Origin of the sequence: Synechococcus sp. CC9311 (genome assembly GCF_000014585.1) — a bacterium.
In the GTDB taxonomy this organism is placed as follows: Bacteria; Cyanobacteriota; Cyanobacteriia; order PCC-6307; family Cyanobiaceae; genus Synechococcus_C.
In genome coordinates this window covers 434,194-454,768 of the sequence record NC_008319.1, presented here as the reverse complement: position 1 = coordinate 454,768, position 20,575 = coordinate 434,194, and the positions used below count along the sequence as shown (strand labels likewise).

General features: G+C 56.2%; 22 protein-coding genes and 2 tRNA genes. 11 read left to right on the top strand and 13 right to left on the bottom strand.

Features of this window, described 5'->3' with window-relative positions:
- Positions 1-20: 20 nt before the first annotated feature.
- A tRNA-Arg gene (locus SYNC_RS02210) sits at positions 21-94 on the bottom strand.
- Positions 95-198: 104 nt separating this feature from the next.
- Between SYNC_RS02210 and recF the strand changes: the two genes are divergently transcribed.
- Together recF and speD are read left to right on the top strand one after the other, a co-directional pair.
- Entirely contained in the window at positions 199-1,296 is a 1,098-nt protein-coding gene (gene recF, locus SYNC_RS02205) for a DNA replication/repair protein RecF (protein WP_041426321.1), read from the top strand.
- 30 nt (positions 1,297-1,326) lie between these two features.
- Positions 1,327-1,812: an adenosylmethionine decarboxylase gene (speD, locus tag SYNC_RS02200; protein WP_011618417.1), complete on the top strand. Its 486-nt coding sequence runs from the start codon at positions 1,327-1,329 to the stop codon at positions 1,810-1,812.
- 14 nt (positions 1,813-1,826) lie between these two features.
- Here the strand turns inward: speD and SYNC_RS02195 are convergent, their stop codons facing one another.
- Both SYNC_RS02195 and larE read right to left on the bottom strand, forming a co-directional pair.
- A complete protein-coding gene (locus SYNC_RS02195) occupies positions 1,827-3,221 on the bottom strand; it encodes a glutamate decarboxylase (protein ID WP_041426320.1) in 1,395 nt (464 codons plus the stop codon).
- Between the two features lie 84 nt (positions 3,222-3,305).
- Positions 3,306-4,133 carry an ATP-dependent sacrificial sulfur transferase LarE gene (larE, locus tag SYNC_RS02190; RefSeq protein WP_011618415.1) on the bottom strand — a complete coding sequence of 276 codons (828 nt, stop codon included), beginning with the start codon at positions 4,131-4,133 and terminating at the stop codon, positions 3,306-3,308.
- 72 nt (positions 4,134-4,205) lie between these two features.
- On the opposite strand from larE, the gene SYNC_RS02185 reads away from it, so the two are divergent.
- Positions 4,206-5,399, top strand: coding sequence for a cob(I)yrinic acid a,c-diamide adenosyltransferase (locus tag SYNC_RS02185; protein WP_011618414.1), 1,194 nt, complete (start codon positions 4,206-4,208; stop codon positions 5,397-5,399).
- A gap of 9 nt (positions 5,400-5,408) precedes the next feature.
- Here SYNC_RS02185 and moeB read toward each other — a convergent pair whose 3' ends face one another.
- Positions 5,409-6,572 (bottom strand): molybdopterin-synthase adenylyltransferase MoeB, encoded by a 1,164-nt coding sequence (gene moeB / locus SYNC_RS02180; protein ID WP_011618413.1) that lies wholly within the window; start codon positions 6,570-6,572, stop codon positions 5,409-5,411.
- Positions 6,484-7,095, bottom strand: a complete 612-nt coding sequence (locus SYNC_RS13515) for a M67 family metallopeptidase (RefSeq protein WP_011618412.1) — start codon at positions 7,093-7,095, stop codon at positions 6,484-6,486. The genes moeB and SYNC_RS13515 overlap by 89 nt, the downstream gene beginning before the upstream one ends.
- A 23-nt stretch (positions 7,096-7,118) precedes the next feature.
- Here SYNC_RS13515 and SYNC_RS02170 point away from each other — a divergent pair, with 23 nt between their 5' ends.
- Complete coding sequence (locus SYNC_RS02170) at positions 7,119-7,505, top strand: CAAD domain-containing protein (protein WP_011618411.1); 387 nt, start codon at positions 7,119-7,121, stop codon at positions 7,503-7,505.
- A 24-nt stretch (positions 7,506-7,529) separates the two neighbouring features.
- On the opposite strand, the gene SYNC_RS02165 is transcribed toward SYNC_RS02170, so the two are convergent.
- Positions 7,530-8,402 (bottom strand): fructosamine kinase family protein, encoded by an 873-nt coding sequence (locus SYNC_RS02165; RefSeq protein WP_011618410.1) that lies wholly within the window; start codon positions 8,400-8,402, stop codon positions 7,530-7,532.
- Positions 8,403-8,438: 36 nt separating this feature from the next.
- Here SYNC_RS02165 and crtD point away from each other — a divergent pair, with 36 nt between their 5' ends.
- Positions 8,439-9,968: a C-3',4' desaturase CrtD gene (gene crtD, locus SYNC_RS02160; protein WP_011618409.1), complete on the top strand. Its 1,530-nt coding sequence runs from the start codon at positions 8,439-8,441 to the stop codon at positions 9,966-9,968.
- 9 nt (positions 9,969-9,977) lie between these two features.
- Here the strand turns inward: crtD and SYNC_RS02155 are convergent, their stop codons facing one another.
- On the bottom strand, positions 9,978-10,856 hold the full coding sequence (locus SYNC_RS02155) for a prephenate/arogenate dehydrogenase (RefSeq protein ID WP_011618408.1): 879 nt from the start codon (positions 10,854-10,856) through the stop codon (positions 9,978-9,980).
- An 84-nt stretch (positions 10,857-10,940) separates the two neighbouring features.
- Between SYNC_RS02155 and SYNC_RS02150 the strand changes: the two genes are divergently transcribed.
- From SYNC_RS02150 to SYNC_RS02140, 3 genes are all read left to right on the top strand, one after another.
- Positions 10,941-12,395 (top strand): helicase, encoded by a 1,455-nt coding sequence (locus SYNC_RS02150; RefSeq protein WP_011618407.1) that lies wholly within the window; start codon positions 10,941-10,943, stop codon positions 12,393-12,395.
- A 41-nt stretch (positions 12,396-12,436) separates the two neighbouring features.
- The gene (locus tag SYNC_RS02145) at positions 12,437-12,676 is read left to right on the top strand and encodes a DUF2839 domain-containing protein (protein ID WP_011618406.1); all 240 of its coding nucleotides are present in this window, start codon (positions 12,437-12,439) and stop codon (positions 12,674-12,676) included.
- Between the two features lie 91 nt (positions 12,677-12,767).
- Positions 12,768-13,118, top strand: coding sequence for a DUF1815 family protein (locus SYNC_RS02140; RefSeq protein WP_011618405.1), 351 nt, complete (start codon positions 12,768-12,770; stop codon positions 13,116-13,118).
- Here the strand turns inward: SYNC_RS02140 and recA are convergent.
- The 6 genes from recA to SYNC_RS02110 all read right to left on the bottom strand — a co-directional run bounded on the left by recA (position 13,115) and on the right by SYNC_RS02110 (position 18,590).
- A complete protein-coding gene (gene recA, locus SYNC_RS02135) occupies positions 13,115-14,263 on the bottom strand; it encodes a recombinase RecA (protein WP_011618404.1) in 1,149 nt (382 codons plus the stop codon). The two genes, SYNC_RS02140 and recA, sit on opposite strands and share 4 nt — an antisense overlap.
- Before the next feature lie 152 nt (positions 14,264-14,415).
- Positions 14,416-15,180 (bottom strand): HAD family hydrolase, encoded by a 765-nt coding sequence (locus SYNC_RS02130; protein ID WP_011618403.1) that lies wholly within the window; start codon positions 15,178-15,180, stop codon positions 14,416-14,418.
- 16 nt (positions 15,181-15,196) lie between these two features.
- Positions 15,197-15,268: transfer RNA gene (locus SYNC_RS02125), tRNA-Gln, on the bottom strand.
- Positions 15,269-15,375: 107 nt separating this feature from the next.
- On the bottom strand, positions 15,376-17,022 hold the full coding sequence (locus SYNC_RS02120) for an AAA family ATPase (RefSeq protein WP_011618402.1): 1,647 nt from the start codon (positions 17,020-17,022) through the stop codon (positions 15,376-15,378).
- A gap of 66 nt (positions 17,023-17,088) precedes the next feature.
- Positions 17,089-18,162 (bottom strand): LdpA C-terminal domain-containing domain, encoded by a 1,074-nt coding sequence (locus SYNC_RS02115; RefSeq protein ID WP_011618401.1) that lies wholly within the window; start codon positions 18,160-18,162, stop codon positions 17,089-17,091.
- Positions 18,129-18,590 (bottom strand): NAD(P)H-quinone oxidoreductase subunit N, encoded by a 462-nt coding sequence (locus SYNC_RS02110; RefSeq protein ID WP_011618400.1) that lies wholly within the window; start codon positions 18,588-18,590, stop codon positions 18,129-18,131. The genes SYNC_RS02115 and SYNC_RS02110 overlap by 34 nt, the downstream gene beginning before the upstream one ends.
- A 389-nt stretch (positions 18,591-18,979) precedes the next feature.
- On the opposite strand from SYNC_RS02110, the gene rplC reads away from it, so the two are divergent.
- From rplC to SYNC_RS02095, 3 genes are read left to right on the top strand one after another with little or no spacing between them, the layout of a single operon-like run.
- Entirely contained in the window at positions 18,980-19,636 is a 657-nt protein-coding gene (rplC, locus tag SYNC_RS02105) for a 50S ribosomal protein L3 (protein ID WP_011618399.1), read from the top strand.
- The gene (gene rplD / locus SYNC_RS02100; RefSeq protein WP_011618398.1) at positions 19,636-20,271 is read left to right on the top strand and encodes a 50S ribosomal protein L4; all 636 of its coding nucleotides are present in this window, start codon (positions 19,636-19,638) and stop codon (positions 20,269-20,271) included. Before rplC ends, rplD begins: the two co-directional genes overlap by 1 nt.
- The gene (locus SYNC_RS02095; protein WP_011618397.1) at positions 20,264-20,566 is read left to right on the top strand and encodes a 50S ribosomal protein L23; all 303 of its coding nucleotides are present in this window, start codon (positions 20,264-20,266) and stop codon (positions 20,564-20,566) included. Before rplD ends, SYNC_RS02095 begins: the two co-directional genes overlap by 8 nt.
- Positions 20,567-20,575: the final 9 nt, after the last annotated feature.

Below are 20,575 nucleotides of genomic sequence, written 5' to 3'. Positions count from 1 at the left end.
GGCTGGAGCCTGACCTTTGACGAGCATGGAGGGACTCGAACCCCCGACCCTCAGAACCGGAATCTGATGCTCTATCCAACTGAGCTACATGCCCCTGCGGCTGCCGCAACAGCTGCCGGTATTGATCGGCAAAACCAACCGATCCAAGTACCTTAGCGACACGACGCATTCGGACCAATTCGGCTTCTCCAGCTTCAACTGCAGGGCTTTCGCAACCACAGCAACCTGCAGCTGGAGATCGAAGCACCACGCCTTCTGGTGATCGGTAGCAACGGTGTGGGCAAGTCAAACCTGTTGGAATCGGTGGAGCTCCTCGGAAGCCTGCGCTCACATCGATCCAGCCAGGATGGAGACCTCATCCACTGGGACGCCAGTCGTGCACTGTTGAAGGCAACCTGCGCAGACCAGCAGATCCTTGAGCTTGAACTACGTCGCCGAGGCGGACGCCAAGCCAAGCGCAACGGGAAATCACTGCAACGACAACTGGACTTAATTGGTCCTCTTCGATGCGTGGGGTTTAGCGCTCTCGACCTGCATCTCGTGAGAGGCGAGCCAGCCCTGCGCCGCCAGTGGCTCGATCGTGTTGTCCTTCAACTGGAGCCTGTTTACGCCGATCTCATCAGTCGCTACGGGCGCTTGCTGAGACAACGCGCACAATTCTGGCGTCGGGGAGGCCTGTCCTCCGGCATGGAACCTCAGGCGCTCCTCGAAAGCTTTGACACCCAAATGGCATTGGTGAGCACACGCATTCATCGCAGGCGTCTCAGAGCCCTTGCACGATTAGAGCCCTTAGCAGCAGTGTGGCAAGACAGGTTGAGCGAGGGACGTGAGCATCTCCAGCTTGGTTACTCCCCCGGCAGTGCACTGATCGGAGAAGAGCAAGAGGAATCCTGGCGACTTTCGATTGAGCAACAGCTCAGAGAACAACGCAGCGAAGAAGAGCGTTTAGGGAGCTGCCGGGTTGGTCCTCATCGCGACGAAATTGAAATGCGGATCAATGGAACAGCCGCAAGACGCTTCGGCTCAGCTGGCCAACAGCGCACCCTGGTGCTGGCCTTAAAAATGGCGGAATTACAACTGGTCGGGGAACTCTGCGGCGAACCTCCCCTTCTTCTGCTCGATGATGTCTTGGCAGAACTAGATCCCACTCGGCAACTGGCCCTCTTAGAGGCTGTCGGAGAAAACCATCAATGCCTAGTCAGTGCAACGCATCTCGATGCATTTGAGGGTGGCTGGCGTGAGCAGTCGCAGATTCTCGATGCCGACAGCTTGAGATCACAGTCCGGGGCGCGGTAGGGTCGCGGGCCATTTGCATCAAGAATCTTGATGGAGCAGTCCTTGTCCAGCCTGCACCCAAACCCGGGATGGGCGACTACAGAGCGCACGACCCAAAGCTGTGCAACCGACACCAGTGCAACCGACATGGTTGGCAAACACTGCATTCTCGAGCTCTATGACTGCGATCCCTCGAAGCTCGACGACGAAACTTTTCTGAGACACACCATCACGACAGCAGCCCAACGTGCTGGTGCAACTCTGCTCAACCTGATTACACACCGCTTCGAACCCCAAGGGGTGACGGGTCTGGCGCTTCTGGCTGAATCCCACATCTCAATCCACACCTGGCCTGAAAACGGATATGCAGCCGTAGATGTTTTCACCTGTGGTGATCACACGATGCCGGAAAAAGCCTGCGAAGTGCTGTCCGAAGAACTATCGGCTGGTCGTCATGCCCTGCGCAGCTTCTTAAGGGAAACACCGGCAGCGCTAGGCACAACCGAGCGCATGCCGGCCATCCCCATCGCTGCCTAAGTGCAGACCTGAGTTCAGAGGTGGTTGTAAGACGCCCCCTCTGTGGCGGCCAGATTGCTTGTAATCGGATGTTTTTGGAAATGTTGAATGGCTTGCCTGATGTCTTCCAGGAGAAGGTCTGCCATGTCGCGAGTGAAATCTCGCTTCACCAAGATCCTCTGGAATGCGGTTGATTCAAGTTCACCCGTAAATGGATAGGCAGGCACCTGCCAACCCCGCATTCGCAACCGATCAGCGAAGTCATACAAGTTGAATCCATACTTCGGATTGTCATCCAGAGTCCAAACCACAGTGGGAATGCCTTTGTCAGGGGTGCCGTCATGGATAATTCTGAAAAGGTCCATCTCCCGTAATTTTTCCGCGAAATACTGCGCATTGGCATGACTGGCCATGTGGAGCATTCGATAACCCTCTCGACCCAAACGCACAAATTCGTGGTATTGGGCAATCACCTGACCAGCAGGTCTTGAAAAATTGATCTGGAATGTCGGCATGTCACCACCCAGATAGGTCACATGGAAGACAAGCTCGTCAGGCAGATCTTCCTGGCTGCGCCAGAGAACCCAGCCCACACCAAGGGGCGCCAACCCAAACTTATGACCTGAAGCATTAATCGATTTCACGCGTTCCAAGCGAAAGTCCCAAAGGGGGAGATCCGGTGCGCAGAACGGAGCCAAAAAGCCACCACTTGCCGCATCCACATGAATCGGCACATCAAGGCCAGTACGAGCCTGAAGATCATCCAACGCCTTGCTAATAGACTCAATATCCTCATAAAGACCGTGATAGGTCACTCCAAGAGTGGGTACAACGAAAATCGTGTTCTCATCCACAGCCTCAAGAACTCGCTCAGGGCTGACGCACAATTCACCAGTAAGCATCTCTAATTCACGCATTTCAATATCCCAATAACGCGCAAACTTCTTCCAGCAGATCTGAACACTTCCACACACCATATTGGGCTTATCTGTTGGCAACCCGGCAGCCTCGCGACGTTTGCGCCAACGCCATTTAGCGGCCATCCCGCCAAGCATGGCTGCTTCACTGCTCCCAATCGTGGAGCATCCAACTGCGGCGCCAGGAGCATTCCACAAGTCGGCCATCATCGAGACGCAACGGCCCTCAAGCTCAGCTGTCTGGGGATATTCATCTTTATCGATCAGATTCTTATCCACCCCAAGAGTCATCAACTCCATCGCACTTTGCGCTTGATAGGTCTGACAAAATGTGGCTAAGTTCTGCTTACTATTGCCATCAAGAAGTAGCTCTTCTCTCAAAAGTTGCACTGTGGAATTCCCTTCGCGCCCTTCTCCAGGAAAGTGATGCTTTGGCAGAGGGGTGAGCATGGCATCAACCAACGCCTGCTCCTCACTGTCACGGAGATGATGACGGGATTGATGCAGTGACACAAAACAGTATTCGTCTTGACAAAAACTATTCAGAGTGAGCAACCAGCGCCACAGTCGTAACGAAGTGAACGTCTGATTGATCGACTAAACGCGATTGAGCTTGCCGCTCACCAAACCCTCCACATCCACACTCACCGAGGTGAAACCAAAACCGAGAAGGCTTTTCACCAGCTCACGCCGCAGCCAGGGCTGCAAAAGATCGGTAATTCGCTCCTCTGGAACCTCCACCCGCGCGGCCAGTCCGTGGCTACGCACCCGAACCTGATCGAATCCCTGCTGAATCAACCAGGCCTCTGCCTGTCCAACCCGCTGGAGACGTTCTCTACTGATTGAATCTCCGTAGGGGAAGCGGGAGGCAAGACAAGGCTGGGCAGGCTTATCCCACCAAGGGAAACCAAGCGCCCAAGACAAACGGCGTACGGTCGCCTTGGTGATGCCAAGTTCAGCCAAAGGAGAGCGAACACCAGCTTCCTTCGCTGCCGCAATCCCAGGACGATGATCCCCTAGATCATCCTGATTAACCCCATCAAGGACGAGGGCGCCATTGGCTTCAGCAGCAATCGGAGCGAGATGGCGATGCAGCTCTCGCTTGCAGGCATAGCAACGATCCTGAGGATTACTGGTGTAATCAGGGTCCTCAAGCTCAAGGGTCAAAACCTCCTGATGCCGCATCCCAAGCCAGGCCGCCTGCTGGCGCGCTTCCAGCAGGAGATGGGGCGCTAGGGAGGGAGAAACGCCCGTAATCGCTAAGGCCTGTTCACCTAGCTGTTCATGGGCAATCGCTGCGACGAGGCTGCTGTCAACACCACCCGAGTAGGCCACACATACCTGCTGCTGAGACGCCAAGGAATCACGCAACCGCTTCAAGACGTCATGTTCCAGCTCTGACAATGATTCGAGCTGTCGGAACATCACGTTGGTCACTGCCTTCGCTTCAAATCTCTGTATGCTCCCAGCGTAAGAAGACTCATCCTTTTGCCGCCAATGGATGCAGTCTCATCCGGTACGTCACAAGCCAACCGTGCTCGCAGCAATCGTGGCGTCGGAATCGTCACAGCTGCAGACAGCCGCGAGCGAAGCCTTGGTCAGCTTCATGTTTATGACGGAGAGGGCAAGGGCAAAAGCCAAGCAGCCCTAGGCGTCGTACTGCGCACCATCGGTCTTGGGATCTGCGAGCAAAGACGCACCCGAGTTCTGTTGCTTCGATTCCTCAAAGGACCAGGGCGGGCTTACGACGAAGATGCCGCAATCGAAGCTCTGCAACAGGGTTTCCCCCACTTGATTGATCAGGTTCGAACAGGGAGGGGAGACTATTTCAGTGTGGATGAGGTGAAACGCTTCGACCGACAGGAAGCTCAAAGGGGCTGGGATATCGCCAAAGGCGCCATTGCGAGTGCTTTGTATTCCGTTGTCGTTCTCGATGAACTCAATCCAGTGCTGGATCTCGGCTTACTAGAAACCGAAGACGTGATCCGTTCTCTAAAGAGCCGGCCAGAAGGCATGGAAATTATCGTTACCGGGCGTGGAGCTCCACGCCGATTGGTGGAGATCGCAGATCTTCATTCTGAGATGCGCGCTCATCGACGCCCCGAGGTGGACAACAACGCTGCGCTGTCGTTTGTAACGGCAGGCGGCATCGAGATTTACACCGGCGAAGGGAAAGGGAAATCCACCAGTGCCCTCGGGAAAGCTCTGCAGGCGATCGGCAGAGGAATTAGCCAAGACAAGAGCCATCGCGTTCTGATCCTCCAATGGCTCAAAGGAGGCAGTGGGTACACCGAAGACGCAGCGATCGCAGCCTTGCGTGAAAGTTATCCCCACTTGGTTGATCACCTTCGCTCAGGGCGTGATGCCATCGTTTGGCGTGGGCAGCAACAACCCATCGACTACGTGGAAGCGGAGCGAGCCTGGGAAATTGCGCGGGCTGCGATCGCGAGTGGTCTCTACAAAACCGTGATCCTCGATGAGTTGAATCCCACAGTGGATCTCGAACTTCTTCCGGTGGAGCCCATCGTTCAGGCCTTGCTCCGTAAGCCAACGGAGACGGAGGTGATCATTACCGGCAGGTGCAAGCACCAGCCGGCCTATTTCGACCTTGCGAGCGTCCACTCAGAGATGGTGTGCCACAAGCACTACGCCGAGCAGGGCGTTGATCTCAAGCGCGGTGTTGACTACTAGTCGTTGGCCTCAATAGCGCGGAACGGAGGGGTCAATCTGCTCTGACCAAGCATCAATCCCACCTTGCACGTTGACCGCATCAATGCCGTGGTTTGCAAGAAATTCCACTGCCTTGGCCGAACGACCTCCAAGTTTGCAGTGCACATAAACCGTTTTGCTCGCTGCGATGGCCTTGATTCGATCGATCACCTCCTCACTGTCAAGAGTGGCCAAAGGGATCAATTCGGAGCCAGCGATCACAGCAACCTCAGCTTCTGCTGGATTTCGGACATCGATCAAAGCCAAGTCATGGCCCTGATCCAGCATTGCCTTGAGTTCCAACACAGAAATACTTTTCATCACCTTTAACTTCCCCCCGGAGATCGAGCGTCCGACCGTGCAGAACGCTTGGTAGTCAATCAGCTTTTCGATTGGGGCGCGACTGGGCCTTCGTTTCAACGTGAGCTCTCGAAAACGCATCGACAAGCCATCCACTAACAGCAACCGACCATCAAGAGGAGTCCCAATCCCAGTAATCAGCTTGATGACCTCAGCGGCCTGAATCAGGCCAATCAAGCCAGGCATCACGCCCATCACTCCACCGTCAGCGCAGGAGGGCACAAGTTCTTGCGGCGGCGGCTCCGGCACCAGGTCTCGATAATCCGGTGACTGACTTCCGAGATTAAACACACTCACCTGTCCTTCAAAGCGCTGGACTGAGCCATAAACAAACGGTCGCTTGGTCAAGACACAGGCGTCGTTAATCAAATACCGACTGGCGAAATTATCCGTCCCATCAACCACCACGTCATACGCAGCAAAGAGCTCAAGCGCATTGTTCGCTGACAAGCGAAAGCAATGGTCCTCGACGCGACAAAAAGGATTGAGGTCTTCAATTCGAGAGCGCGCTGATGACGTTTTGGCCTGCCCCACCGTTTCAGTGCCATGGATCACCTGACGTTGCAGGTTGGAGGGCTCAACAAGGTCGTCATCCACAACCCCGATGCGACCAACCCCAGCGGCCGCTAAATAAAGAAGAAGTGGAGACCCAAGCCCACCTGCACCAATGCACAACACAGAGGCAGCTTTTAAACGTTGCTGTCCTTCAACTCCCACCTCGGGGAGCGTGATGTGGCGGGCATATCTGGTCTTCTCCTCTCCACTGAGCTGAGGAGTACCCCCCGCTTCCTTCATGGCGAATTCCCAGTTCTCCTGGGAAGGACTTCAGAGAAGTCTCCCTCATGACCTGAATCGACAGTGGATGCACCTCGGCGAGAGCGCAACGGGGAGCCTCCACCTCCAGCCACCAAGCCGCTACTGCATGGTTATTTCCCATGATTAGCATCAGTCCAGAACTCACAGCCCAGAGACGATCTCTCCGACTCGGCACAACCGAAGCTGTCGGATGGGAATGGGCACTGCCAAGTACTTTTAATGAGCGCGAGCGCGCCCACCGTTGCGCAGCAATTTGCTCTCGAGGATCCAACTCAAAACGATCATGGACTTGCTGCTCCACCATGTTTCGGCAAGGCCAGATCAACTGCACGCTCCAATCGTCTGAAGCGGAATCGGGAGCACCATGCCCCTGCCCGAGCAACAAAGCACAGCCTTCTGCAGGTGCTGGCGCAAGAAGATCTTGACGGAGAACCATCAGACATTCCGCACCAATGATCAATTGGGATGGCGCTTGTGAAGAAAGACCGATAATCTCAGCCAAAATCTGCCCTAGGCATTAGTTACATGAGCGAGGAGTCCACCACCCCTGCGAGTGAGTCAACTTGGACCGCTAACACCAGCGAACCATCCACCAGCGCAGAGACCACTAACTTTTCTGAGCGCTACAGCGAGATCCTTGGGAAAGTCAACGAGACCTTAGACAAGGTGGATTGGAGCCAGGCCGGTCGTATCGGAAAAGTTGTTGGAATTTTTGCAGCTGTCATCGTTGCCCAAATTCTGATTAAAGGCATTCTCGATACCATCAATCTTCTTCCTGTCGTACCAGGACTGCTCGAGCTTCTCGGCGTTGTGGTGGTTGGCCAATGGAGCTGGAAAAATCTCACTACCAGTGAAAAGCGCAGCGCTTTGGTGAATCGCGTTCAGACCATTCGTAGCGAATACCTGGGCTGAGATCGGCTCAACTTTCTCTCTCAGTCACAACAACATTGACCTCATGGCATTGATTGCTGTGAGGCATTTTTTTTTGTACCCACCACCAAACAGGTTGGCGTGATTAAGCAAGTGATAGAGGTTGTAAACATCAATTCGATCGCAATAGTTGGGATCTAAGGGCCACTCTTTTTGATAGCCCTCATAAAAACGTGCACTGAATCCTCCAAACAAGCGGGTCATTGCCAGATCCACCTCCCGATCAGCCCACCAACAGGCTGGATCGATCAGTGCGCCACGTCCATCGGCGAGCACTGAGGCGTTTCCGCCCCATAGGTCGCCATGCACGAGACAGGGCAGGGGCTGATGTTGATCTAACCAAATCCGTGTTGCTGCCAATAAAGGTTCGAGTTGATCCAGGGCCAAGCCCCAGTTTCTTGCCAGTTGAAGCTGGGGGGTAAGCCTCAACGTCACAAAAGCATCACCCCAAGCCGTCAACCAGCCAGCTGGTTGCGGACCCAATCCAATAAATCCTTCTTCATCCCAACCAAATCGCTCCTTCCCAGCATCAGCAGAGGTTCGATGAAGGAGGGCCAAGCCTCGACCAAGGTCGTATTGATTGCCTCGGCCAGTATCGAGCCAGGGCAAGATCAAAGCTGCAAGCTCTCCCACCGGGACAATCCCAAGCGGATCAGGAATCAACAGAAGCGTGGGGTCAGCCCATTGCTGTAGGGAGCGGAGCCCCCGGGCTTCCACATTGAGCATGACTGGCGATGCCAGCTTAAGAAATAACGATCTTCCATCTGACAAGTCAGCACGCCAAGTGGAGGCACTGCCAACAGGCTCGAGGGTCTTGCACTGGCAGCCCTGCCGCTCACAAAAATCGGTCTGCAACGCCTCAAGCAATTGCGTTCGCATTCACGATCCCCCTAACTCAGCTGTCAGCATGACTCGATGCAAAAACGCGACGACGTAATCGTGGTCGGCGGTGGCATCGCTGGACTCACTGCAGCGGCCCTGCTGGCACGCGACGGTGTTTCAGTCACTCTTTTAGAGGCGCACTATCAGCCGGGTGGTTGTGCAGGGACCTTCCGTCGCGGTGAGTACATTTTTGATGTCGGTGCCACCCAAGTGGCCGGCCTCGAGCCTGGTGGCAGCCACGCCCGCATCTTTCAACATCTGGATCTGCCCTTACCAGAGGCCGAACTACTTGATCCAGGCTGCGTGGTCGACCTGGCCGATGGATCCAGCCCAGTGCGCCTTTGGCACGACCCCCTGCGCTGGCAGCAGGAACGACAACAGCAATTTCCAGGCAGCGAAAGGTTCTGGCAGATCTGCAGCTTTCTTCACCAAAGCAATTGGCAATTTGCTGCTGCCGACCCTGTTTTACCCATTCGCAATGGCTGGGATTTCCAGCAAACGCTTGCTGCGATCAATCCAGGAAATCTGCTCAGCGCTCCCCTGAGTTTCTGCACAGTCAAGGACCTCTTAAACCTGTCTGGCTGCGGCAGTGATCAACGCCTGCGTCGCTTTCTCGATCTACAGCTCAGGCTCTACTCCCAACAACCCGCCGATCAAACCGCAGCGCTATATGGAGCGACGGTGTTGCAAATGACCCAAGCCCCTCTTGGCCTCTGGCACCTTCATGGATCGATGCAGGTGCTGAGTGAACTTCTGGCGTCTGGACTGAAGCGCGATGGAGGGACCATGCTTCTGCGTCACCGCGTGCAGCAGCTTCAACACAACTCCGATGGTTCAGGCTGGCAACTGCGCGTTGAAGGACCAGACCGAAAGGAGCAGATCTTTCAAGCTGACGATGTCATCAGTACGCTCCCTCCTCAGTGCCTCCCTGAGCTCATCGCTCCTGAAGGCAGCGCTGACCAGACCCCCATGCCGGCGCCCTATCGCCAACATCTCAAGGAGCTCAAGGCTCCCAGTGGGGCCCTTGTGTTCTATGGCGCCATCGACAGGGATTGCCTACCGGACGATTGTCCAGGCCATTGCCAACGGGATGCAAGCGATCCCGGCTCTGTGTTTATCTCTATCAGCCGTGAGGGAGATGGCAGGGCGCCGAAAGGGCAAGCCACAGTGATTGCCAGTGTGTTTACAACCCCTAATGGTTGGTTCTCCTGCTCAGAGCCTGAGTACCAAAGCAAAAAGAAAGCCTGTCAAGCCAAAATCCGCAACGAAGTGGAAGTCGCCTTGAGTTTGTCTGACCACACCTGGCGACATCAGGAGTTAGCAACACCACGGGGCTTTCTCCGCTGGACCAATCGGCCCAATGGCATTGTCGGCGGTTTAGGGCAATCTCCCAGTCGTTTCGGCCCCTTTGGCCTGGCGAGCCGCACACCGATGCCTGGGCTCTGGCTCTGTGGAGATTCCATTCATCCAGGTGAGGGAACGGCAGGAGTCACTCTGTCTGCCCTCATGGCCTGCAGACAGTTGTTAGCTCAACGCGGCCAAACCCTTCAGCTGCACAGTTGAAGCACCCAGCTAATCCGACAGAAACTGTGGTCTTAGCAACTGCGTTCTTTCCAGCTCTTTCTCAAGCTGAGCCCAATGCCCCTCAAGAATCGCTTCCTCGAGCTGCTCCAAACTCCAGCGATACGCCGCTAAGGAGCGAAGCACAGCTTGAGTGTTGCGTGACGCCATTGCAGTCCCGAGAGCCGGGTTGCCGCCCCCCACTCGGCTGGTATCGGCAAAGCCACTCGATGCCAAGGTTCTCGCAAGATCGAGCACGGCAGGATCACGCTCTTCCCCTACCGCTCGCAACAGGGCGGCACTGACGATGACTGGGAGATGAGAGATCAGCGCCACGGCCTGGTCATGACGCGCCGCATCAGCTGTAAGCCAATGGCTACCAAGGCGCACGGCTAGCTGATGGATCACTTCAAGCGCTGAAGGATCCGTCGACGACTCAGGTGTCGCCACCCAGGGACGGTCACGAAAAAGTCCCGTCAGGCCAGCATCAACCCCTGCCTGAGCCGTTCCCGCCATGGGATGACTCCCCACAAAGCGCGGATGAAGATCACGCCAAACTGCCAGAACCTCTGCCTTGACAGACCCCACGTCAGTGACCACCGCCTGCTCAGGAAGAGCCTTCAGCAGGCTCTCTGCTGGCGAGAGCAATGACTCCAAAGGGAGGGCAAGGATCACCAGATCACAATCATGAAGACAGCTGGGATCCGTACTGATCAATGAAGCAAGCCCTCTGCTGCGGGCTCTTTGCGCTGTGACTTCACGGTGAACCAGGCCATGCACCTCAACCCCTTGTTGGGTGAGGTCAAGAGCGATCGAACCACCAATCAACCCCATGCCCACCACGCCAACACGATCGATCGACCACGGCTGCGCCACTTGCCCCTGATCCATCGGATCGATTTCGCTCATTCACCCATGTTGATCGATCGATCCCCCTGAACCAAACCAGTTCAGAGCACTGCTTAGGCTCCACTGATGCTGGAAGTCCAAGCCCATCAGCAACTCAAGCAGCTACTCCATCTGGAGGAGATGCCATGGGAGCACCATCTAACGCTCAGCCGTCTGATCGGTCGCAGCTTGCGCAGACAAGACCGCACCCGAATCCGATTGTCTGCAGGAGAGCGGGATCGCTGGTGGCTGGGGTTGCTTGTTCCTCTTTGCCTTCAATCCCAAGACTGCGTGCTGGTGCTTGATGAACGCCAACGGCAACGCTTCCTTCAAGTCGAACTACCGCGCCTTCGCCAAGGGGGGTTAAGGCTGGCCTGCTGGAGCGGCAGCACTGCACCTCCCGACTCGCAACTGTGGTTGCTCTCTCCCTCCGAACTGGTCAACGTTCACCGCCGCCGCGGCTTCAAACATTCGCATCAGTTGATTATTCCCGAAGCGGAATCGTTGGCGCACCATCTGCGCCAAGCGATGGAGCTCAGCATCGAAACCCAGGATTGGGATCGGTTGCGTCAGGCCTACCCAACAGCAGGTCCTGCTCTCCTCGACCTCCATGAACGCCTCAGCCGCCAATTGTTCGCCGCCTCAAGCCGATCCACTTGCGACCTCCCAATGCCAAGCAGCGCGTTGGTGAGCCTGCGCGACTTAATCGGCCTGCTTGGGCCGGCACCAGAGCCCTGGGCTGAATTGCTAACACTCCAGAGTTCGCAATGGGCCAGCTGGGCTCACCTCGACCAAAACCTGCTGCAGTGGACCTGGACTCTCCAACCCTTGGAACCACTCCAAACCCTTCATTGTCTGCTGAATCAACACCCCTCGATTCTTCTCCAAACGGATGGCGTATTTCTGGAACGGAAAAGGCGCACCGATGAACGATCTACGGAGTCAGGGCCCCTTGTGGACATCCAACTCCACGATCGGATCCGCACAGAACCGCTGCGCTTGTTTGCGCCCAGACGACAACCATTGCCGAATACAGCGAGCTATGCGGAGCATCTTCTTGATCAATGCCGGCGCCTGATTCTTGGTCGTCGTGGACTGACCCTTGTTTTGCTGGACGATCCAGGACTAAGGCAAAAACTCACCACCGAACTCGCCGGAGAATTTGGCAGCAGGGTGATTCATCAAGACACAGCACCAGAAGTCAACGGAGTGATCTGCTGCAGTTGGTCGTGGTGGATGGACCATCAGAACCAGCTACCGGCACTGGATCAGCTCATCGTTGCCTTACTTCCTGTGTCCAGTTTGGAAGATCCGCTCACGGCTGCACGAGTGGAGTCATTGAAAAAACTGGGGAAAGATTGGTTCCGCGATCTGCTTCTGCCGGAAGCTCTGGCGAAGCTGGTTCCTGCGGTCGCTCCCCTACGACAGAGCGGCGGACGGCTCGCCATTTTGGATGGAAGGGTGCGCGGACGGAGCTGGGGGAAGCAGGTCCTACGCGCCCTCGAGCCTTGGTCTCCACTCCAGCGACTGTTGCCGGACTGACACCCTCCCTAGTCTTGATGGAAGCCAATCAGCCTGCCTCGATGGGAGAAGCTCGACGTCGCAACAGCCAGGGACTACCTCCCAAGCAACGCAAACCAGACCCGAAGGACAGCGAGCGAATCGTTGCTTGGCTGCCGTTAACCAGGAGCCAATCCCAGCGATTTGTTGCCTTAACTACCCGTGGAGCCTGGATCGGCATCGGAGCCTTGGTGCTGTTTTGGATCGTGGTGCGCTTCATTGGACCGGCTGCCGGTTGGTGGACGCTGGCCGACACGCCCTAACCCTCCAACCAAAAGAGGGATATCAAAAAACCGCTTAGCCCGGGACAAGTCAAAACCTTTAGGATTCCTAAAGGTTTTACGGACATCCGTGATGTTTTCACGCCTTGCCGATCAGTACCGCTCCGTCGTCCAAGACTTGGTCATGAGCCTTCATGCCCTTGCCTCAAGCCTGCAAAAGCAAGGGATCGTTGCCACCTGCTACAGCTGCGATGAGGGAGATGGCCGCGACGGCAAAACCGCGTCGTTCGTAGCTGAACTCGGCGATCAACATCTCGTGCGTTTTCTAGTGTCCGACTTCGGGATCAGCTGGGTCGAATCCCGCAATGGACGAGAACTCGTGAAATTTGAGGGTGCAGAAGCCATTCAGGAGCTTCAACGAATCGCTACCTCCATTCAGGAGCGCTCCGCAACGGGCAGCACCCCTGAAATCGCAAGCCGCTAAGCGGCTCCATCAGCAACTAACTTTTTATCTGTATCAGCAGTTTTAGCCGAAGGCTTGGCAGCAGCTGAGCGGGCTGCAGCAGCCAAAGGACGCATCGAATTCGCTGTCACCTCCGATCCTTCGGTCAACTTTTGACGCACAAGCACTTCGATGGCGTCCTTGGCCTCAGGGTTTTGCTCGAGCCAACCGATTGTGTTGTCACGACCTTGGCCAATGTTGTCGCCCTCGTAGCTGTACCAGGCCCCTTTGCGCGTTACCACGCCCGTTTCCTCGGCTAAGTCGAGAACACAGCCGAGTGTGCTGATCCCACGCCCAAACAAAATGTCGAATTCAGCAATACGAAACGGAGGTGCCACCTTATTTTTCGCCACTTTCACCTTCGCCCGAATGCCGTACTCCTCAGTGCCACGTTTGAGGGTTTGGATCCGCCGAATATCAAGCCGTACCGAGGCGTAGAACTTGAGCGCATTGCCGCCAGTTGTGGTTTCGGGATTGCCATAGGTCACTCCGATCTTCAGCCGAAGCTGGTTCAGGAAAATCACGGTGCAACCGGACTTACCAATGTTGCCAGTGATCTTGCGCATCGCCTGGCTCATCAAGCGAGCTTGGGCTCCAACAGCCAAATCCCCCATCTCTCCCTCAATTTCCGCTCTTGGCGTCAGCGCGGCAACAGAGTCGACCACAACAATGTCGACCGCAGCAGAACGAACCAGCTGATCGACGATCTCAAGTGCCATCTCACCCGTATCCGGCTGGGAGACCAGCAGATTCTCGATGTCAACGCCGAGGGAGGCCGCATAAACAGGATCAAGGGCGTGCTCAGCATCAACGAATGCCGCCACTCCTCCACGCTTTTGCACCTCAGCGATGGCATGAAGCGTGAGCGTGGTCTTACCTGAACTCTCAGGCCCGTAGACCTCAACCACTCGCCCCTTGGGGTACCCGCCGCCAAGGGCGAGGTCAAGAGTAAGGGCCCCCGTGGAGATGGTTTCCACCCGCATTCGGGAGGCATCCCCCAAACGCATGATTGAACCCTTTCCAAAATTTCGCTCGATCTGACCGAGCACAAGGTCTAAGGCTTTGTCCCTCTCGCCTGGACGGGAATCTCCTGCAGAGGATTGAGCGGCTTTCACGTCGGCTGGCATAGCAATGAACAGTTAAGAAGAAACAGGTGCCGCAGGTCGCCGATTCAGCCGGAGGGAGCCCCGCAAACTGAAGTCGACTCAACACTGGACAGATCATCCAGTGCCCCGGCCAGCGCCACTTGTCTCATCTAGTACACATGTACGTTATCGAATCAGAGCCAGATCGCCAAGGGGGATGCAAATTTGCTGGTCGACAGCAAATCAATCCCTTGAGGCAAACCCTCTCGGTCCGCCGGACGCAGATAGCCCCAATCGGCCAAAAAGCAGTTCATATCTTCAAGTCCAGGTGTCTCCAACACAGCTTCAAGAGTGGCCCGCCGATCTTCCACAAAACCCTTCAGCACCCATTCGCGGCACAAGCGAAGTAACACCTCAGGCTTTGGGCCGGACTCTCTGCCATCGAGGCGTATGGGTCGAAGCTGAAAAGCCTCAAGCAACTCAGCCGTGAAATCACGCCCTTTTGTTGTGAGCACAGACCAAGCCACACCCTCATCCTCCAAGCGCAACAAACGCTCAGTCACCCCGTCAAATGGCCGATGCAATGCCACCCAACCGGCACGATCGTCAGACACGGCCTGACGGCGGACCCGCTCCAGAGAATCTTGTAGCTGCGACGATTGCCATCCAAACCGATCGAGACCAGCGCGAAGCTGCTGGTCATAGTCAGCGGCGAAAGCATCAACACCAAGACACTGCAACGGTCCGTCTGACTCTTGAAGCAATGCAGCGATCAGGACCATCTCCCAGCCGTGATGAACCCAGGGACGCAAGTGACGAAAGCTGGTCGGTGTTTGCTCAGGCAATAACACCCCCTGAAGCAGGGATCGACAAGCTGCTCGAGAACTCGACCAGTATTCATCCATTCCGTCGAGGATCACCCCGTCGAAATCGAAAACGAGGAGAGGTTGCAACGACACCGGGAATCCGGAAAAACTGGGCCGCTAGGATTCGAACCTAGGAATGGCGAGACCAAAACCCGCTGCCTTACCGCTTGGCGACGGCCCATTAACTCCAGCTCAGCATCACCAAACTGGTGATCCCTGCTAGCGCATACATAGTTACCCACAACATAGTGACCTTCGTCAATCCACCTCTCACAACGAATCCCTGATTCAAGGTGGAAACACTCTCAATCGCCGCTGACCACTCGTGCCATACACATCGCTGCGAAGGCGGTAGCGAGTCACGAGGTCTGATTGCATTTGGCGCACCTCTTCGGTGCGGGGAAGAAGTTCCACGGGACGGCCTTGCGGAACCACCACTTGCTCGATGGCCAGACGGCATTCCTCCAGAGCGGCTGAGGCGTCGGACTGATCACCATCACCATCACCAGAGTCCGCTGAGTCTCGATGGGGCAAACCAGAGTCTCGGCGCATCAACAAACGCTCCAATGCCCTCTCCACTTGCGGAAGAGTGTCGGATTTGATCACCAAAATCGGGACGCCAGCTTCTCTCGCTTGACGACGCAGTTCAGGTTGACGACCAAGTCCTTGGCGAACGCTCAACACCACATCGGCCTGCACCAGATCATCCACCGCCTGAATAGACCAGTCATGACGTCGAACCGCTTCATCCAGACGTTGCTCGCTCAGACCACAACAAAGAACCTGAAACATCTTGGACGGCGCCTGAGACGGCTTGAGCTCTGATTGCGTAGAACCACCCATTCCTACCGGTTGCAATGGGATGGGATCGAGGGGGCTTGGCAGCGGAACCGGCGCCAAGGATGGGCGCCTTAGCGGCGAGGTAGACAACTGGGGTTCAACCCGAAGAACTCGTCCATCTGAAGCCATCTTTCGCTCTTCAGGACTGGGCAACTGCCCGCGTAGCAATGCATCAACCGCCCGTCCCACCTCTCGATACACAGCCCAGCGACTGCGGCTGTGCATCTCCACGGCCATTGAAAAAGTGGGTTCAGCCGCCCGTTCGAGCACCGTTTTCTGGCTGCGACGACGGCGAGCCTCATCGTCGCCAAGGGTGACGGATTCAATGCCACCAATGAGGTCGCACAAGGTTGGATTTTTAATGAGGTTGGACAGGGCATTTCCGTGCGCTGTCGCCACCAAGGTCACCCCCCGTTCAGCAATCGTGCGGGCTGCACGCGCTTCCAACTCGGTGCCGATTTCGTCAATAACGATCACCTCAGGCATGTGGTTCTCCACTGCCTCAATCATCACTTGATGCTGAAGCTCTGGCCTAGCAACCTGCATGCGCCGCGCTCGACCAATGGCGGGATGGGGGATATCACCATCCCCCGCAATTTCATTGCTGGTATCAATCACAACGACACGCTTTCCCAGGTCATCGGCAAGAACGCGAGCGATCTCGCGCAAGGCCGTGGTTTTACCGACACCGGGACGGCCCATAAGCAGTAACGACTCACCACTATCGAGAAGATCGCGCACCATGGCCACCGTCCCAAAAACAGCACGCCCAACTCGGCAGGTAAGGCCCACGACCTCACCTCGGCGATTACGAATGGCACTGATGCGATGCAGGGTTCGCTCAATGCCAGCCCTGTTGTCAGAACCAAACTGGCCCAGACGTTCCACCATCGCCTGCAGATCAGCATGGGTAACGCTGGTGCTTCCTAGAGCAGTGGACCAACCGGAATAACGGGCTTCAGGAACACGTCCAAGGTCGAGCACAACCTCGAGAAGTTGATCTCTTGACTCCGTTGAGGCCAACGAGGATTGGAGCTCTGCAGGAAGCAAAGAGACGAGTCGGTTTAAATCGTCGGTAATGCGCTCGGTCGTCATGGCTCACTCGGCCGGCAGTCGGACCGAAAACATTCATAGCAAGAGGAACACTGGGTCGGTGTCCGATCAGCTACGCCGCAACCAAGGCGCAATCAACGCGCGAGCAGCTCGAAGAGACTGAGCCCAGCCATCCGGCCAGTCGCGCAAACGGCATCCCCGGTCTTGCGCCGCTTGAAAAAAGGGCTGAACGAGCGTCCTGGCCACACCACCAAAAGCAACACCAGCAGGTCCAATCGCCCTGCCCTCACGTGGGAGCAAACCAAGCGTTGCTGTGTTGGTTCCACCCGCCAACTGCAATGGACCGGGCGGTGCCAAAGGATGGAGCCGCTGCCACAACCCAACGGCTGCATGGGCGGTGCCAACCCCAAGATCTCCGCTCATAGGACGACCATCAAGCTGCCAAAGCGGGCGTTGTTGAAACGCACGCAAGGCCTGATGGCGCTGCCACAGTTCCTTGGAAAGCGACTCCACCGTGACGTGATGGCCTTCAAGGCCACAACTCACTGACAGCCTTCGCAGGGGAACATTCGCAAGACGAACTTGTTCAAGAGTGGCCTGAAAAGCATTCAAGCGCCCGGGGGCCGTGTGTATTTCCAAAGCATCGGGACGTAAGTTGTGAAGCAGGGAAGCCAAATCATTCAGGCCCACCCGACGATCCATGGATTGGATGAGTTGGGACGGGCAGGCAGGCCAACAGCGACCGCACCCGTAGCAAAGCTGTTCATCAACGCCCACAGCGGCACGGATGGCATCGGCTGGACAGACCCGCTCGCAAGGCCGTGAACAATCGGGGGGGCAAAGGCCTGGATCGAAAACCGCCTTACGGAAATGGGCATCATTTCCATCACTCACACTCACCATCAACCAGGGGCGCCGCCTCGTGTGCTCCCAGGCCCAATCGAGTCCTTCGCGAGCAGCACGCACAACTGCAATATCAGCTGCCACATCCACGCAATGAACTCCTGCGACAGCAAAGAGCGCACAGAGATCGCCGATGGTGGCCGAGTCTTGGTTACTGGCGCCACAAATCAACTTGACCCAGGATCCATTCCCCAGAGCCAGCTCACCGGCATCCGCTCTCTGAAGAGCAGCCTTCACAGTGAGATTCAGTTGCTCAAAAGCTCCTTCAAGGGTTGCCATCGAAGACTTCGAGCACCACCCATTTCCACAACCACTTTTAAACGGGGCTCTCGGCGGCAAAGATCACATAGTGCGGACAACTCGGAGCGGGATAACACCTGACCTTCAAGAAGCCAAAGAACAACAGGCTTTGTCCCCAACATCGACTCACCGAGAAGTGGCATAACCTCTTGGACCTCGCCCACCGCGGCACCACGACCAACGCTTTGATGTCCAAGATGGGGCGGACGGATCCCATGTTTTTGAAACAAAAACACCTCTGGATCGCCCAAACCGCGTGCAGAAGAGAGCTGTGTGCGGTAGCCAGCGCCGCGCAATCGGCGTAGCAAACGCGTTTCAGCACCACCCTCGAGGGGCGCAAAAACTGCCATACAACCTGCCGACTCCAGCTCACGGCGGAAACCACGACCAGACAGCAGCAGCGGCATGAAATTGGATCGAATAACAGGATTCTGGCAGTTAAACGTCGTTGATTAGACCCTTGATCGCAATGCTGTAGTGTCTTTGTTTGCACTGTTGAGCTGTGCCCGTCCGCTAGCCGGGCCTCCAGATCACAGAGCAGGTTCGGCGTATGCGCCGGATTCCTAGGCCAGCGCGGTCTCATCAATTCGTTGGTGTTACTGCCGAGAAACTCACCGAGCAATCCTTTGCACGGAAAGTCTCAGCCAGCTGATTCGCTCGCTAGCTCCAACCCGTCTTCTTCTTCGCCACTAGCGAGACGATGACGGTCATGACTGCGTTAATACGATCAGCGCCCTCTCAGGCCTCTTCATTCCTTAGTGAATAAGCGGTTGTTCACGCTGGCGTTCTTACCTCCATGTCTATCGGCATTCTTGGGAAGAAATTGGGCATGTCCCAATTCTTCGACGAGCAAGGCAAAGCCGTCCCGGTCACATTGATCGAGGCAGGCCCTTGCCGCATCACCCAGCTCAAAAGCTCAGAAACTGACGGCTATCAAGCCGTACAGATCGGTTTTGGCGAGATTCGCGAAAAGCTGATTAACAAACCCGCGAAAGGTCATCTCGCCAAATCTGGCGAGGACCTAGTGCGTCACCTCTGTGAATATCGCGTCGATGACCTCGATGGGATTCAGTTAGGTGGTGCCGTCACCGTCGGTGACTTCGCGGCTGGTCAGAAAGTCGACGTCAGTGGCGACACCATGGGTCGTGGCTTTGCTGGTCTGCAAAAGCGCCATGGTTTCAGTCGTGGTCCAATGACGCACGGCTCCAAAAATCATCGCCAACCCGGTTCGATCGGTGCCGGCACAACGCCAGGGAGGATTTATCCCGGCAAACGGATGTCCGGTCGCTACGGCGGCAAAAAAATCACAACCCGTGGTTTGACGATCCTTAAAATTGACAGCGAACGCAACCTTCTCGTGGTGAAAGGTTCTGTTCCTGGCAAACCAGGTTCACTGCTGAACATCCGTCCCGCAAACCGGGTGGGCGCCAAGCCCGCCAAAGGAGGTAAGTGATGGCTAATTGCATCGTTCGTGATTGGCAAGGGAAAGAAGCTGGCAAAGCAAGCCTTGACTTAAAGGTTGCGAAAGAAGCCAGTGCCCTTGATCTGATGCATCGCGCAGTGCTGCGTCAGCAGGCTCACAGCCGTCAAGGCACCGCAAGCACCCTCACTCGGTCTGAGGTGAGAGGTGGTGGACGCAAGCCTTATAAACAGAAAGGTACGGGCCGCGCACGTCAGGGTTCCGTCCGCACTCCACTGCGTCCAGGTGGCGGCATCATTTTTGGACCTAAGCCCCGGTCCTACAACCTTGCGATGAACCGCAAGGAACGTCGTTCAGCCCTTCGTACTGCGCTGATGGCGCGTATTGAGGATTTGGTGGTGGTGAAGGATTTCGCAACCACGCTGACGACTCCGAAGACCAAAGAGATCATCGATGCTCTGGGGAGACTTGACGTTTCCGCCACGAGCAAGGTTTTGATCATCCTCACCAATCCCTCCGAAGCGGTGCGACGCTCCATTCGGAACTTGGAAACCGTGAAGTTGATCGCAGCCGACCAACTCAATGTCTTCGATCTGCTCCACGCCAACAAGCTGGTTGTGGGCGAGGACGCACTCGCAAAGATTCAGGAGGTCTACGGCGATGACTGAGCGCTTCACCGGACGTCTGGCCGATGTGATCCGCCGCCCGCTGATCACTGAGAAGGCCACCCGTGCTCTGGAACAAAACCAGTACACGTTTGAGGTGGACCATCGAGCCGCCAAGCCCGACATCAAGGCTGCAGTCGAACAGCTCTTCGATGTCAAGGTTACGGGAATTAGCACCATGAATCCTCCTCGCAGGAGTCGTCGTATCGGCCGATTTGCCGGTAAGCGCGCTCAAGTGAAGAAAGCAGTGGTGCGCCTGGCCGAGGGCAACTCCATCCAACTCTTCCCTGAGTCCTGAGGGGGCTGA

Coding starts and splice junctions, on each gene's coding strand:
- SYNC_RS02150 (WP_011618407.1), top strand. CDS start 10,941: ATGCTGGAAGTCCAAGCCCATCAGCAACTCAAGCAGCTACTCCATCTG.
- SYNC_RS02185 (WP_011618414.1), top strand. CDS start 4,206: ATGGATGCAGTCTCATCCGGTACGTCACAAGCCAACCGTGCTCGCAGC.
- speD (WP_011618417.1), top strand. CDS start 1,327: ATGGAGCAGTCCTTGTCCAGCCTGCACCCAAACCCGGGATGGGCGACT.
- SYNC_RS02165 (WP_011618410.1), bottom strand. CDS start 8,402: ATGCGAACGCAATTGCTTGAGGCGTTGCAGACCGATTTTTGTGAGCGG.
- SYNC_RS02145 (WP_011618406.1), top strand. CDS start 12,437: ATGGGAGAAGCTCGACGTCGCAACAGCCAGGGACTACCTCCCAAGCAA.
- SYNC_RS02095 (WP_011618397.1), top strand. CDS start 20,264: ATGACTGAGCGCTTCACCGGACGTCTGGCCGATGTGATCCGCCGCCCG.
- SYNC_RS02170 (WP_011618411.1), top strand. CDS start 7,119: ATGAGCGAGGAGTCCACCACCCCTGCGAGTGAGTCAACTTGGACCGCT.
- SYNC_RS02110 (WP_011618400.1), bottom strand. CDS start 18,590: ATGCCGCTGCTGCTGTCTGGTCGTGGTTTCCGCCGTGAGCTGGAGTCG.
- SYNC_RS02155 (WP_011618408.1), bottom strand. CDS start 10,856: ATGGATCAGGGGCAAGTGGCGCAGCCGTGGTCGATCGATCGTGTTGGC.
- crtD (WP_011618409.1), top strand. CDS start 8,439: ATGCAAAAACGCGACGACGTAATCGTGGTCGGCGGTGGCATCGCTGGA.
- rplD (WP_011618398.1), top strand. CDS start 19,636: ATGGCTAATTGCATCGTTCGTGATTGGCAAGGGAAAGAAGCTGGCAAA.
- recA (WP_011618404.1), bottom strand. CDS start 14,263: ATGCCAGCCGACGTGAAAGCCGCTCAATCCTCTGCAGGAGATTCCCGT.
- rplC (WP_011618399.1), top strand. CDS start 18,980: ATGTCTATCGGCATTCTTGGGAAGAAATTGGGCATGTCCCAATTCTTC.
- SYNC_RS02120 (WP_011618402.1), bottom strand. CDS start 17,022: ATGACGACCGAGCGCATTACCGACGATTTAAACCGACTCGTCTCTTTG.
- moeB (WP_011618413.1), bottom strand. CDS start 6,572: ATGAAGGAAGCGGGGGGTACTCCTCAGCTCAGTGGAGAGGAGAAGACC.
- SYNC_RS02140 (WP_011618405.1), top strand. CDS start 12,768: ATGTTTTCACGCCTTGCCGATCAGTACCGCTCCGTCGTCCAAGACTTG.
- larE (WP_011618415.1), bottom strand. CDS start 4,133: ATGTTCCGACAGCTCGAATCATTGTCAGAGCTGGAACATGACGTCTTG.
- SYNC_RS02115 (WP_011618401.1), bottom strand. CDS start 18,162: ATGGCAACCCTTGAAGGAGCTTTTGAGCAACTGAATCTCACTGTGAAG.